We start from the raw sequence: 14,397 nt of genomic DNA, 5'->3' as shown, positions 1-14,397 counted from the left end.
TCCCCGACGTCGGTCGGGAAGCCTGAATATGACAGCTTTGATGTCGGGAGACGTTTGATGCGAATTGCTCTGCTTGAGGACGAACATGAACAGGCTCAGCACATTCAGTCTGTGCTGTCCGAGCGCGGGCACCACTGTGACAGTTTTCCGTCAGGCCAGGCATTCCTGAGCGCGGTCCTTCACCGCAGCTACGATCTGCTGGTGATGGACTGGCAAATACCCGACATGACCGGAATTGAGGTTCTGGAAAGTGTACGTGCGCAGTTGAACTGGCAGATTCCGGTGGTGTTTCTCACCCAGCGCGACAGCGAAACAGACATTGTACGTGCGCTGGATGCCGGTGCCGACGACTACCTGGCTAAACCCGCTCGCGAGGCAGAACTGGTGGCACGCATCAATGCGCTGGCGCGTCGCACCAGCCCCGATGTCGAAAAAGAATCGTTGCAGTACGGCCCGTTCGAGATCAATACCCAGCTTCGAACCATTGCGCTTCACGGCAACGTACTGACGCTGACCGACAAGGACTTTGACCTGACCCTGTTCCTGTTCCAGAACCAGGGCCGGCTACTGACCCGCGAGATGTTGCTTGAACGTGTATGGGGGCTGGCGAAAGACATCAATACCCGTACCGTGGATACTCACATGAGCCGACTTCGCCGCAGACTGGGCCTTAATCCCGAGAACGGTTTCCGGATCAAGACCATCTACCAGCGCGGCTATCGTCTTGAGGCGATGAAGGCCTCAGGCCCGAACGAGAACGTACCGGCCATGGAACAAGCCTGACATGAGCCAATGCGTTACCCTGCGAACATTCACCGGTTTGATATTTCTGGCCGGTTCACTGCTGGCATTGCCAGTACAGGCGGAACTTTCGGTCACCCGGGGTTCTCAGGCGGCCGCCGTTGCCCCGGAATCCAACGCGACGCCGGAGTGGATCTATACGGTAAGACCCGGTGAAAATTTTGTAGAGATCGCTGACGCATTATTGGCCAAGGGCATTCCCGCCATTCGCCTGCTACAGCACAACGGGATAGACAACCCCGCCACGATAAGCAGCGGAGACAGCCTGCGAGTTCCCCTTGCCTGGCTTCAGCGCCAACCCGACCCCGCCCGAGTCAATTCGGTGACCGGCCAGGTACAACTGATTTCCGGCAGCGACGGCACCAAGCGCCCCCTAACAAGCAATTCCCTGGTCCGGGTGGGCGATGAAATCCAGTCACACGCTGGCACGGCAACCATCGAACTCGCTGACGGCTCTGTGGTGCGGATATCACCGCATTCCCGCCTCGCCTTCAATCGCCTGACACAGTACGGGAAGTCCGGCATGGTGGACACTCGCCTGCGCCTCAATCAGGGCGAAATTGAAACCCAGGTGAAACCGGTGATCGAAGGCGGTTCACGCTTTGAGATTGAAACACCCTCCGCTGTAGCGGCGGTCAGGGGCACCATGTTCACCCTACGGACTGCGCCCGGCATGACCGATCTGCGGGTCACCGAGGGCGAGGTATCGTTTGGCCCGCCGGGGCAAACACGCCGAATTCCAGCCGGTTATAGCGCCAGCGTTTCAACCGCAGGTGTGGGCAGAATGAACATCCGCCGCCTGCCCCCAGCTCCGGAGATTAACCCCCTGCCGCAGCAACTGAAGCAACTTCCTGCACAATTGAGCTGGACACCCAACGGCGCCAACAGCCATCGCGTGGATATCTTTGATGCCGATTCCGGCCGCTGGATTAACAGCAGCAAAGTCAGCGACAGTGATTTCGATATTAACCTGCTGGACAATGGCCGCTACGAGATTCACCTTGCCGCCGTCGACAATCGTGGCATGGCTGGCATGCCCGGCGTCATGTCCTTTGAAGTCGACCTACAGGCCCGGACCGCCGCACTGGAACAACCTGAACCAGGAGAGACGGTTAACGACGACATGCCCGAATTCCGATGGCAGTTGCGTGGCGAAAACGAAGTCGCCCGGGTGGAAATTGCGGAGGACAAAGACTTTGGAAACACGATTGCCACCAGCGAGTGGGCGCCCGATGAAAGTGCGCTGCCCTCTCGACCACTGACACCTGGGCAATACTACTGGCGGGTGGTCACCGAGGCCGGCGGCAATTCTGTGGCCACGAGTGAGGCACGTTCACTGGTCGTGAACGGGACCCTGCCACCGGTTCGCATCATCAGCGTCAACTACGTTGACAGCCAGGTAAGGGTGTTCTGGCAGAAGGTGGATACCGCGACCGATTATCGCCTGCAGCTATCTGAAGAGCCGAGATTCAACAACATAATCAAAGAGGCTACGCTGTCGGATACCACAGCAGCCTTGCGCCTCATTCCCGGAAGACGGTATTTTGTTCGCCTGAAAGCCCTCTCTGACGGCCCGCTTGAAAGCCGGTGGGGACCAGGGAGGGAATTGTTTCTGGAATAACCCACAACTTCCTGATACCCGACAGCAGGCCCCATGACCCGGAACTGGTTTCCCATTAAGACAACACCTTGGACGCTGGGCCTGCCACTACTGACATTTCTGCTACTGTTCCAGACAACCTCAGCTCCAGAGCGTCTGGACTTCTGGCTTTACGACACCCTCATCACCGCAACACCCGCAGAACCCGCCGATGACGTGGTTGTTATCGCCATTGACGAACTGAGCATGGATCGCCTGGGGCGCTGGCCCTGGCCACGGACAACCCATGCGCAACTCATCGAGAAACTCCACCAGGCCGGCGCCGAAACCATTGTGTTCGACATTCTGTTCCCCGAACCATCGCCGGAAGACCAGGCGATGGCCAGCGCCATGCAGGAACACGGCAACGTCATCCTGCCACTTCATCTGTCACCACCTTCCCGGCACTACCTGATCAGCGAGCAGCTTCCTGCCCCTGCATTGGCGTCCGCAGCTGCAACGATTGGGCATGCCCATGTTGAGCTTGATGAAGACGGCCTGGCTCGGGGGTTTTACCTGTTGAATGGCCTCGGTGGTCAGTTGTGGCCCAGTCTGGCCCTGGCGGCCTCTGACACGCCGTCACCAGGCCCAAAAACATCCAGTGCGCCGCCCTACACAAATGTTAGACAGCACTACCGCACCATTCCAATGGCTGGTGGTGCCGGAACTCTGCCCTCTTATTCCTATATCAAGGTGCTTGACGGGCCACCCGCAAAGGACGCTTTCAAGGGGAAGACCGTGTTTGTGGGTGCAACCGCACCAGGCTTTGGCGACATCCTGCCCACCCCGTTTTCGGGCCTCAATCAGCCCATGTCCGGCGTTGAGTTCCACGCCAACAGTTATTCCGCACTGGTAAAAGATGAATTGATATCGCGGGTATCAAAGCCTATCGCGATTGGTCTCGCCGTTTTGGTCATTGTTCTGCTGTCATTCAGCCTGCCCCGCATGAGGCCGGCCCGTACCATTCTCTTGTGTCTTACGAGTCTCGGCCTACTGGCCCTCCTGCATGCGCTGCTGCTGATCGGAGCCAAGCTCTGGCTACCTATCTCCTATGCCATCGTGATTCCTCTGTTGGCGCTACCCGTGTCCAGCGCGCTACGGCTGGCCATGACTAACAGCTTCCTCAACCGGCAGCTTGACGAACTTGCCCGCGGACCCACCATGACCCTCGAAGAACCGTCACTGAGGCACCCGCCGCAACTACTCAGCCATTTCCGGGCTCTGCTTCAACCAGAGGGCTGGTTGTTGGCTGAAGGTGATGAGGTGATGACGTCGTCCGGCCTCGCCGCCGGTGATATCCCGCCACTAGACACACCGGGGCAATGGCATCACATCGATGGCCAGAGCTGGGTCAGCCTGGTACGCAATGGCGTAACCTACAAAATCGGGCTCAAACTGCCCAACGACCTGAGTCGGGAGGCCACCCAGCGCTACCTTCGCCGTTTGCCACTGTCCAATACCCGTTCGCCGGTGCGCAAAACGGGGCCACGGGAAAACATCTCCGCCCGAATCGAGCGAGTACGTGTGGCGACCGAACGCATGAGCCAAATGCAGATATTCATACGCCGCAGCTTTGAGCGTATGCCAGACGGCATTATCGTGACCGACGAACTGGGTGTTATCCGCTTTGCCAACGGCCATATCGAGGAGTGGTTCCGCGAACCCATGCCAAGCCTGAACGGCCTGCCGTTGGCGCGGCTTCTGGAAGGCCACGATCCGAGAGAAACGCCACCCTGGCACGAAACCGTGTCAGAAACGCTGACCCTGGCACAGAGCCGCACCGTGGACCTGCGCATTCACGGCAAGGACTTCCTGATCCATTTTGCGCCGTTCTCCCTGCCAGACAGCGATCAGAGCGGCATCATTGCCAACATCTCCGATATCTCCGAACTGCGGGAGCAACAACGCCAGCACCGGGAAGCCATCGACTTCATATCCCACGACGTTCGCTCGCCGCTGGTATCGCAGCTGGCGCTGATCGAACAATTGAAGCGAAACCAGGGCCAGGTAGCACCGGAACAGCTCGATCAACTTGGCAGACTCGCAAAACGGAGCTATCACCTGGCGGAGGAGTTCGTACAACTGGCCCGAGCCGAACAGTTGACCGAAACCCGCTTCTACGAATGCGAGTTCTTGGCCATTGTGGAAAACGCCAGGGATAGCGTCAGCGAACAAGCTGTAGAGAAAGGCATCCAGCTGATACTGCAGGGAACCGAAGACCTGTGGTTAAAGGGCAACGCGGAATTGCTGGAGCGGGCGGTGATCAACCTGCTGACCAACGCGGTACAGTACAGTCCGCCACAGTCCACCATCAATATTCAGGTGTTCCTGGCCGGCCATCAGGCATGCCTGACCGTCAGTGACGAGGGGGAAGGCATCGCTCCAGACGAGCTTCCCCATCTGTTCGAACGCTATCGGCGTCAGAGAACCAGCGAACTATCCGGCAACCATGGCACCGGCCTCGGGCTCTCATTTGTCAACGTAGTAGTGGAAAAGCATCGTGGCGACATTTACGTCCACTCTCGCCTGGGGGAAGGCTCGGCTTTTACCCTAAAATTGCCGGTGACGCACCCAATCGAATAACCACAAGCCCAGAGCATTGGGACTCAGATCAGATCGTCTTACTCACCCGCTCTGACGGCGCACTGACCAGGCCGTCAACGTCTTCTACCTGAACAATAAAGTACCAGGTACCATTATCCAGATTGTTGATGGTGTAGTTCATAGTAGTGGCATCATCGATGCGAATAGCTTCGGAAAGCTCGTTCGGGTTCTGACCGTAACTGATCACATAACCAGACAGCTCACCCATCTTGATTCCTTCCCCGTTCGCCCGGGTTGCAGGCGCGTTCCAGCTCAGCGACGCTGATGCAGCGCTGCTGGAGCTACCACTAGATGAGCCACCACAGCCTGTAAGCCCAACTACTACTAAAAGTGCGGCAATCCATACCGGTGACATTCTAATGACGCGTTTCATATATTTTTTACACCAATAAATTGCCGTATTTGTTGAATTGTATAAAACGCGGGCAAGTATCGATGTGAATGACGTCATTTCCCAAGTTACATTTTCGTCAATTTGTTGACGGATAATTGTAACAAAACGACGGAACACACTGATTCTTCGAGCAATTTTTTGCCCAGAGGGCAAAAATTGGCGGTTACTTTTGGTACGAAAGTATTAGATTTGAGAAAAACCGATTGAAAGGGAATTGCAAAAGGGTAGAAAAGTGTGCGGGGCGGAATATCAATACGGATATAGACTGAACAAACAAAAAAAAGCCGGTCAAAGACCGGCTTTTTAATAGTGGTAGCGGGGGCAGGATTCGAACCTACGACCTTCGGGTTATGAGCCCGACGAGCTACCAGACTGCTCCACCCCGCATCAAACTGGTTGTTTACCGGAGCTTCCCCCGATCAACGTGCGCGTATACTAAGGATTTGATCGGAACCTGTCAATCGATACTTTCAAACAAATCGGCAGGATATTGCAATTCCTGATCCCCGGCATGGCTGTACAAACCCACGGCATCAATCGCTTCCTGAACCGGGCGGAATGAGCGACGATGGTGGGCGGTCGCACCCAATCTACCGAGCGCTTCGAGGTGCACGGGCGTTGGATAACCCTTGTGGCCTGCAAAGCCGTACTCAGGGAATTCTTCATGGAGCACAACCATCTCCCTGTCCCGAGTTACCTTGGCGATAATGGACGCAGCACTAATGGCTTCCACCCGGCTATCGCCCTTCACTACAGGCTCCGAGGCCCAGCGCCATTTGGGGCAGCGGTTACCGTCTACCAGCACATATTCCGGCTCGACATGCAGCCCCGCCACGGCACGCTCCATAGCTACCATAGTGGCCTGAAATATGTTCAGTTTGTCGATCTCACCGGCTTCACAGCGACCCAGGCTCCATGAGGCTGCGTGTTCAATGATCTGCTCGTAAAGAGCCTCACGGCGCTTATCCGTCAGCTTCTTCGAATCCGCCAGGCCCGGTATCGGCTTTTCCGGATTCAGGATAACGGCGGCAGTCACTACAGCCCCTACCAGCGGCCCACGCCCCACCTCGTCCACACCGGCTAATAGTCGCCCCTGGTATTGGCACTCAAACGGCGGTAGAGGTCGTTTGCTCATATTGTTCCGCCTTCTATTAATGCGGAAACGGCTGCAGCAGACTGCTCATCGGCCCCCTGTCGCAACTGTTCATGCAATTGAGAAAATGCGGCTGTCAGACGGGTGCGCTCGGATTCATTTTCAAGGCGCTCAAGCACAGCTTCTCCGAGAGCCTCAGGCGAAGCATTATCCTGCAATAACTCCGGAACCAGTTGCTCCTTAGCCAACAGGTTTGGCAAGGCCACATAGGGCACCTTGACCAGCCTGGAGACCAATGCGTAACTGACACGACTTAACCGGTAACCCACCACCATAGGCTTTTTCAGCAACATGGCTTCCAGAGTGGCGGTTCCGGATGCCAGCAATACCACGTCAGACGATGCCATCACTTCTCGAGAACGCCCCCGCACAATGGTCACCGCCAGCTTCACGTTCAGGGCTTCAACCAGTTCCCGAACCTGCCTTTCCCGCTCCCGGTTCACGCAGGGGATCACTAGCTGCAAATCAGGACGCTTGCCCTGGATCCAACGGGCGGCTTCCAGGAAAAGAGTACCCAGGCGCTCCACTTCCCCGCCCCGACTACCCGGAAGAATAGCCAGCACCGGCGAGTTTTCCTGAAGCCCCAGAGACCGACGGGCACCGGTTGTATCAGGCGTCATCGGGATGCGGTCCGCCAGGGGGTGCCCTACAAATGCCACGGGCACGTTGTGCTCTTCGTAGAAACGGGCTTCGAACGGGAACAGGGTAAGCATAAGGTTAACGGATTTGGCGATCGTGAAAATCCGTTTCTGCCGCCAGGCCCAAACGGACGGACTGACATAATGGGCGGTCGGAATACCGGCGTCACGACACCTGCGCTCAATACCCAAGGTAAAGTCCGGAGAGTCGATACCAATAACAACATCCGGCGGCGTCGCCAGCAGGTAGTTCATCAACCGGGCGCGTATATCGAACAGCTCCCGTATTCGCCCAAGCACTTCCACAAGCCCCATTACGGACAATCGCTCCATGGGAACGAGAGAATGGAAGCCCTCCGCAATCATCTCGTCACCACCGATGCCGACAAACCGCGCGTTCGGATATCTTAGCCGCAGGGAACGAATCAGGCCGGCGCCAAGGATATCTCCTGACGCCTCTCCGGCCACGATGGCGAAAGTCACTTTGCGGGTACTAACAACAGAATTTTCGTGATGGTCCGTCACCGGGGCGGTCACTCCCTGGTTAGCGGATGATGCCGCGGTCTGCACCACGAAGGGAATCGATCAGGGGCATCACTTCGGGAATGTTGGAGTAGGCTTTTTCGAGCTCTTTTACGGCTTGCTCCGTGGTCAGGCCCTGACGATAGATAATCTTGTAAGCACGACGCAGAGCCAACAACACTTCCTTACTGAAACCACGGCGGCGAAGGCCTTCCACGTTCATACCAAACGGCTGTGCAGATTGCCCGCTTGCCATGATGTAGGCGGGGATGTCTTTCAGCACAATACTTCCGCCAGCACTCATGCTGTGGGTTCCAATATGACAGAACTGATGAACCATGGTGCCGCCGCCCAGAATAGCGAAGTCACCAACGGACACATGGCCAGCCAGCGTCGCACAATTGGCCAGTATAGTGTTATTGCCGATAAGGCAGTCATGCGCCACATGCACGTAGGCCATGAGCAGGTTGCCATTGCCGATACAGGTTTCGCCGCGATCCTGAACCGTGCCACGATGAATGGTGCAGTTCTCGCGGATGATATTGTCATCACCGATGATCAGAGTGGTTGGCTCACCCGCGTATTTTTTGTCCTGGCACTCTTCCCCTACACTGGAAAACTGGAATATGCGGTTGTTACGGCCGATTCTTGTTGGCCCCTTGATAACAACATGGGACAGCACTTCGGTCCCTTCTCCGATCTCAACGTTTGGGCCGATGTAGCTCCACGGGCCAACCGTTACGTTGTCGGCAAGCTTGGCAGAGGGGTCCACAATCGCCTGAGGATGGACTCCCGACCATTCTTTTGTCGCCATCAAACTTCTCTCTCAGCGGTCAATATTTCTGCCACACAGACGACGTCACCATCAACCAGTGCGCGGCACTCGAATTTGTAGATTCCACGCTTTCCGGAAATAACCTGTGACTCCATGCACAACCTGTCACCCGGAACAACGGGGCGCTTGAACCGCGCTTTGCTGGAACCAGCCAGATATTGTACCACGCCATCAGACGGTTTCCGGCCCACTGTCATAAAACCGAGAATCCCCGAAAGCTGTGCCATGGCTTCGATGATCAGCACGCCCGGCATAATCGGATTATTGGGAAAGTGGCCGGTAAAAAACGGCTCATTAAGGGAGATATTCTTATAGCCCTTGATGAATTGTCCTTTTTCCACCTCGGTTACCCGATCAACCAGCAAAAACGGGTAGCGATGGGGCAGGTATTCCATGATTTCGTCGATGTACATCATCAGTTGCGGCCTCAGCCCTCAATTTTCTTTTCCAGTTCTTTAAGCCGACGCGCCAAGGCATCAAGCTGACGAAAACGCACGGCGTTTTTACGCCATTGCCGATTGCTATCGGCGCTGGTTCCCGACGAATACACGCCAGACTCCCGAATGTCTCCGGAAACCAGCGTCATGCCGGTCAGGTGGACTTGGTCAGCGATCGTCAGGTGCCCTGCTACGCCCGATTGGCCGCCGAAAACACAATGACGACCGATACGCGTGCTGCCCGCTATACCCACCATTGCTGCCATGGCACTGTGGTCGCCGATACTGACGTTGTGGGCAATCTGAATCAGATTGTCCAGCTTCACGCCGTCGCCGATAATCGTATCGTCCAACGCGCCCCGGTCGATCGTTGTGTTTGCCCCTACTTCCACATCGTCACCCAGAATGACCCGGCCAAGTTGGGCGATGCGATGCCAGGCGCCCTTCTCGTTGGCAAAACCGAACCCGTCGGAGCCAATGACCGCACCACTGAGGATATAGCAACGCTTACCCACAACGACATCGTGGGCAAGGGTGACCCTTGGACGCAGTATAGACTGTTCACCAATATGGCACCTGGCCCCGACAACGCAACCAGCGCCGACAACGACGCTCTCTCCTATGACGGCCTCGGCTTCGACAACGGCCTGGGGCCCTATACGGGCGGTTGTCGACACCTCCGCGGAAGACGCCACGACCGCTGATGGGTGCACCCCGGGCTCAGCCACAGGCGCTGGATCAAACCAGTGGCTCAGGCGAGCGTAGCCAAGGTAGGGATTGTCCAGTAACAGAGCATTGGTGGGACACTGGTCCGCAACCGATGGAGAAAGAATAACCGCTGACGCACTGGTCTCGTTCAGGTAGCGGCCGTACGACGAGTTGGCCAGGAAGGCAATCTGGCCCGGAGAGGCCGCCTGAAGCGTCGCAAGCCCCATGATTTCCGTATCGGAATCACCCTTGAGCTCCGCGCCAAGCTCAGAAGCAATATCGCCCAGCCGGTACGAACGCTTTGTCATTGTCAGCTCCACAAAGTTATCCAGGCTGGCCATTATCCGGCCCGAGGTATCAGCGGTCCAGTTTCTCTAGCAACTCATCGGTCAGATTCATTTCAGGTTTTACGTACACCACCGCTTCGCTGGGAAGAATGATGTCCAGGTCGTTCTCTTCCAGAAGTTCCTTGACCGCTGCGTCCACCTCCGGGCGGGCTTCTTCGAGGAACTGCTGCTTGCGGTTGGCCACGGTGGAGTCCAGGCGCTGCTTGAGGAAATTGAATTCCTTTACCTTCTCCTGAAACTCAGCCGCCATCTGTTGGCGCTCTGACTCATTCATCATGGCACCGTCTTTCTCAAGGCGTTCCTTGAGCTTGCGGGCAGCGTCCTGGGCTTCACGAACCTTGGCTTCCTCGCCCGCGAAATCTTTCTGCAGTGTCTCACTGAACGCGCGCGCATCACTGGACGAGAACAGGGCCTGGCGAAGATCAACCACGCCTATTCTGGTTTCGGCAGCAACCGGGAATGCGACCAGCAGCGCTGCCAGGACCGCTGCAACGGAATATCGGAACATGTTGTTTCTCCTATTTATCATTGTCTTTCGCACTCCCTCTATCCCTGACGATCAGAATGTCTGGCCGAGGGAGAACTGGAATATCTGAGTGTCATCACCGCTCTTGTCGTTCAAAGGTTTGGCAAGGCTGAACGCCAGCGGGCCAACCGCGGTAATCCATTGGAATCCTACACCGGCTGACAGGCGAATTTCATCCAGAGCCGGGTCAAAATTCCGGTCAGCATCAAATACCTGCCCAGCATCCACGAAGAACGCCGTTCTCATGGAGCGGGTATCACCAGCGAACGGTGTGGGGAAAATAAGTTCAAAACCGCCCTCGGTCAGCAAACTACCACCGAAGGGATCAGGATCGGAGAAGTCATTCGGCGCGTTCGTGGCCAGCGGGCCGAGAGAGTTTGCCTCATAACCACGCACCGAACCATAGCCACCGGCATAGAAGTGCTCGTAGAACGGCATCACGCTTCGACCGTCGTAGCCGTCGCCGTAACCAATCTCTGAACGCGCCCTGAACACCCAGGTCTGGTTATCGTTCAGCGGGTGATAGAAGTCCGTTTTCTGACTCAGTTTATAGAAGGTCAGGTCACTGCCGGGTACGGCCACATCAGCGGATAGTGACAGACTGTACCCATCGGTCGGAAGAACGCCCCTGTTCAATGTGCTGCGCCGCCACGAACCGAACAGGAAGTAATTGTTGAAATCGTTGCCTTCTTCCTCAATGAAGGTTTTGACTTCCTCCGAAGTGAATGCGCCCGCCTTCACTTTGGACAGCGTATAACCCAGGCCGAAATTGAGACGGGTAATGTTGTCCGTGGGGTAGCCGAAGGTAAGCCGGCCGCCGTACTCATCCAGCAGATAGGATGAAATGTCCTGCTCTTCAAAATCGGTTTCACGGGCAAACACGCTGAAGCCACGGCTAACACCATCTACGGTGTAATACGGGTCCTGATAGGAGAAGTTGGCGCTTTTAATGGAATCGCTGACGTTTACACCGAACGACACGCGCTTGCCGCTGCCAAAGAAATTATTCTCGGACACGTTTGCGCCAAGGATCACCCCGGAAGCCTGAGAGAAGCCGACAGACGCCGACAGGCTACCCGTTGCCTGTTCTGCTACGGAATAGTTAACGTCGACCAAATCGTCGGTACCGGGGACAGGAACTGTCTCCACATCGACGGTTTCAAAGAAGCCAAGCCGCTCCAGTTTAGTTTTCGAAAACTCAATCCGGTCGGTGGAGGCAACGCCGCCTTCCATCTGGGTCATTTCCTGGCGCAATACATCATCCCGGGTAGACACGTTGCCATCAAAATTGATGCGCCGGACATACGCCCGCTTACCTGGCTCCACAAAGAATGTCACAGAAGCTGTATTGTCATCGGCAGGCTCCGGCACCGCATTCACGTTTGCAAACGCATAGCCTTCGCGGCCAAGACGACGGGAAAGCGCTTCCGAAATCGCCGTCATGCGGGAACGGGAGAAAACATCGCCCTCTTCAATGGGAATAAGCTCCCGCAGTTCTTCTTCAGGTACGATCAGTTCGCCGCGCAGATTGACATCCGATACCGTGTACTGCGGCCCCTCATTCAACGAGATGGCAATAAAAACCTGTTTCTTGTCGGGGGAAATCGAGACTTGGCTGGATTCAACCGTAAAGTCGATGTAGCCGCGGTCAAGGTAGAAAGACCGCAGTGATTCCAGGTCGCCGCTCAGGCGTTCCCGGGCGTATTTGTCAGCACTGGTAATGGAATTCCACCAGCTGGTGGTCTGGAGCTCAAACAGATCCAGCAGCGTTTCGTCGTCAAACTCGTCATTACCCACAATATTGATGTGCTGGATAGCCGCAACCGTGCCTTCGTTAATATCCAGCTTGATGGCAACGCGATTGCGGGGAAGATCCTCTGCGGTGGCTTTCACCCGCGCGTTGTAACGACCCTGACTGATGTAGGACCGGAGTATCTCAAGCTCCAGCCGTTCCAGGGTTGCCCGACGGAATACCTGCCCCTCCTGGAGCCCGGCTCCGGATAGCGCATCCATCAGCATGGGGGTTTCAATGTTCTTGTTGCCTTCAATCTCTATGGACGTGATCGAAGGCCGCTCCTGAACCGTAAGGATCAACACACCACCATCGCGGCTGGCCTTGATGTCGGTAAACAGGCCGGTGCGAAACAGGTCTTTGATGGCGTCGGACAACTCCACCTCATCGACCGGTTCCCCGATCGAAACGGGAAATGCGGAAAATACCGTCCCTGCGGATACCCGCTGAAGGCCTTCTACCTCGATATCGGATACGGTGAATTCATCAGCCAGTGCCGGTTTTATGGTTGAGGTGGCGACTACCAAGCCTACAGCTATACCCAGAAGAGAACGTCTCATTCAATAATTTCGCCTGTTGATGCGCGTAAGGAGTTCGCAATTCTCACAACCGCATCAGGTCGTTGTAAAGTGCGAACACCATTAATGTAAGGATCATTGCCATTCCAATACGCAATCCGAATGCCTGGGCCTGCTCTGAAAGAGGCTTCCGGCGAATGGCTTCAATGGTGTAATAGACAATATGCCCACCATCAAGAACCGGTATTGGTAGAAGGTTCAGCACCCCAAGACTGACACTGAGGTAGGCAAGAAAACGAATAAAGTCTTCGAAACCGGAACTTACACTGGCTTCCGCTATCCTGGCAATGGTAATCGGGCCACTAAGGTTAGTGGGAGAAAGCAATCCGGTCACCATTTTTTTAATCGCGACCAGGGTCAAACGAGTGTCACCCCAGGTTTCGGAGAGCGCATTGGGAATCGCTGCCAGGGGACCATAACTTACATCCCTGAGTACGTGGTCAGGCCAGGTCACTTCACTGACACCTGCGCCCACGAAACCGGTAACGCTGCCATCGTCTGCCGCTCTTTCAGCCGGCGTAACACGCACCTTTTCCATGCGACCATCGCGCTCGACCGTCAGTTCCAGGGACGTTTCGGGCGCCTCGCGTATGAACGCCACCAGTTCGAACCAGTCCGATACCGGCTTGCCGTCCACCGCAACCACACGGTCGCCAGACTTCAACCCACCGGCCTCCGCCCGGCCACCTGGTGATATCTCCCCCAGTACTGCTGGTACATCGGGGCGCCAGGGCGTCACACCAAATTCGTTCAATGGGTTCGGAGTATCCTCACTTAAACTCCAACCACCCAGAGCCCCCCGCAATGTCCCACGATTACCATTCTGCGAGACATCGATGGTTACCTCACCAAACTCCCCCGTGCGCTCAAGCAGGCGCATGTTCACGTCGCGCCAGGACGTCACACGACGGCCGTCGACCTGGTGGATTTCCATGCCGTTGGTGAGCCCCACCCGTTCCGCGACGCTGCCCTGACTGACCTCCCCAACAATTGGCGCAACCGTGGTGAAGCCAACCACGCTGAGCAGCCAGTAGGCGGCGATGGCAAACAGGAAATTCGCTACGGGCCCTGCGGCGGCAATGGCAATACGTTTTGAGGGGGGCTTGGCATTGAACGCCTGGTTCTTGAGCTCTTCAGGCACCGGCCCTTCCCGCTCATCCAGCATTTTCACATAGCCGCCGAGAGGGATGGCAGCAACCGCAAACTCGGTTCCCTGCCGGTCGTACCACGAAAACAGAGGCTTCCCGAAACCGACAGAAAAGCGCAAGACCTTGACACCGCAGCGGCGAGCCACCCAAAAGTGACCAGCTTCATGGAGCGTCACCAGAATGCCCAGCGTCAGTATCAACGCCAATACGGTTTCAACGATCTGCATAATGCTCTCTGTTGGTGATGATAGAACCGCCTCTCAGGGCTCGCATGG

General features: G+C 56.2%; 12 protein-coding genes and 1 tRNA gene. 3 read left to right on the top strand and 10 right to left on the bottom strand.

The window, feature by feature from the left end:
- Positions 1–57 precede the first annotated feature (57 nt).
- From AC0B60_RS02500 to AC0B60_RS02490, 3 genes are read left to right on the top strand one after another with little or no spacing between them, the layout of a single operon-like run.
- Positions 58–783, top strand: a complete 726-nt coding sequence (locus AC0B60_RS02500; RefSeq protein ID WP_465083717.1) for a response regulator transcription factor — start codon at positions 58–60, stop codon at positions 781–783.
- Position 784: 1 nt separating this feature from the next.
- Positions 785–2,422 (top strand): FecR family protein, encoded by a 1,638-nt coding sequence (locus tag AC0B60_RS02495; RefSeq protein WP_465083716.1) that lies wholly within the window; start codon positions 785–787, stop codon positions 2,420–2,422.
- A gap of 33 nt (positions 2,423–2,455) precedes the next feature.
- Positions 2,456–5,023 (top strand): CHASE2 domain-containing protein, encoded by a 2,568-nt coding sequence (locus AC0B60_RS02490; RefSeq protein WP_465083714.1) that lies wholly within the window; start codon positions 2,456–2,458, stop codon positions 5,021–5,023.
- Positions 5,024–5,051: 28 nt separating this feature from the next.
- Here AC0B60_RS02490 and AC0B60_RS02485 read toward each other — a convergent pair whose 3' ends face one another.
- From AC0B60_RS02485 to rseP, 10 genes are all read right to left on the bottom strand, one after another.
- On the bottom strand, positions 5,052–5,252 hold the full coding sequence (locus AC0B60_RS02485) for a fibronectin type III domain-containing protein (protein ID WP_465083713.1): 201 nt from the start codon (positions 5,250–5,252) through the stop codon (positions 5,052–5,054).
- 496 nt (positions 5,253–5,748) lie between these two features.
- Positions 5,749–5,825: transfer RNA gene (locus AC0B60_RS02480), tRNA-Met, on the bottom strand.
- Between the two features lie 70 nt (positions 5,826–5,895).
- Positions 5,896–6,573 (bottom strand): ribonuclease HII, encoded by a 678-nt coding sequence (gene rnhB / locus AC0B60_RS02475; RefSeq protein WP_465083711.1) that lies wholly within the window; start codon positions 6,571–6,573, stop codon positions 5,896–5,898.
- On the bottom strand, positions 6,570–7,754 hold the full coding sequence (lpxB, locus tag AC0B60_RS02470; protein WP_465083710.1) for a lipid-A-disaccharide synthase: 1,185 nt from the start codon (positions 7,752–7,754) through the stop codon (positions 6,570–6,572). Before lpxB ends, rnhB begins: the two co-directional genes overlap by 4 nt.
- 19 nt (positions 7,755–7,773) lie before the next feature.
- Positions 7,774–8,565: an acyl-ACP--UDP-N-acetylglucosamine O-acyltransferase gene (gene lpxA / locus AC0B60_RS02465; protein WP_465083709.1), complete on the bottom strand. Its 792-nt coding sequence runs from the start codon at positions 8,563–8,565 to the stop codon at positions 7,774–7,776.
- On the bottom strand, positions 8,565–9,002 hold the full coding sequence (gene fabZ / locus AC0B60_RS02460) for a 3-hydroxyacyl-ACP dehydratase FabZ (protein ID WP_465083707.1): 438 nt from the start codon (positions 9,000–9,002) through the stop codon (positions 8,565–8,567). Before fabZ ends, lpxA begins: the two co-directional genes overlap by 1 nt.
- A gap of 11 nt (positions 9,003–9,013) precedes the next feature.
- A complete protein-coding gene (gene lpxD / locus AC0B60_RS02455; RefSeq protein WP_465083705.1) occupies positions 9,014–10,039 on the bottom strand; it encodes a UDP-3-O-(3-hydroxymyristoyl)glucosamine N-acyltransferase in 1,026 nt (341 codons plus the stop codon).
- A gap of 49 nt (positions 10,040–10,088) precedes the next feature.
- A complete protein-coding gene (locus AC0B60_RS02450) occupies positions 10,089–10,586 on the bottom strand; it encodes an OmpH/Skp family outer membrane protein (protein ID WP_465083703.1) in 498 nt (165 codons plus the stop codon).
- 51 nt (positions 10,587–10,637) lie between these two features.
- A complete protein-coding gene (bamA, locus tag AC0B60_RS02445; protein WP_465083702.1) occupies positions 10,638–12,956 on the bottom strand; it encodes an outer membrane protein assembly factor BamA in 2,319 nt (772 codons plus the stop codon).
- A gap of 43 nt (positions 12,957–12,999) precedes the next feature.
- Positions 13,000–14,349 carry an RIP metalloprotease RseP gene (gene rseP, locus AC0B60_RS02440; RefSeq protein ID WP_465083701.1) on the bottom strand — a complete coding sequence of 450 codons (1,350 nt, stop codon included), beginning with the start codon at positions 14,347–14,349 and terminating at the stop codon, positions 13,000–13,002.
- Positions 14,350–14,397: the final 48 nt, after the last annotated feature.

It is taken from the genome of Marinobacter sp. V34 (genome assembly GCF_055524115.1).
Note: the sequence above shows the minus strand (reverse complement) of the source record. Positions and strands in the feature narration are given on the sequence as shown.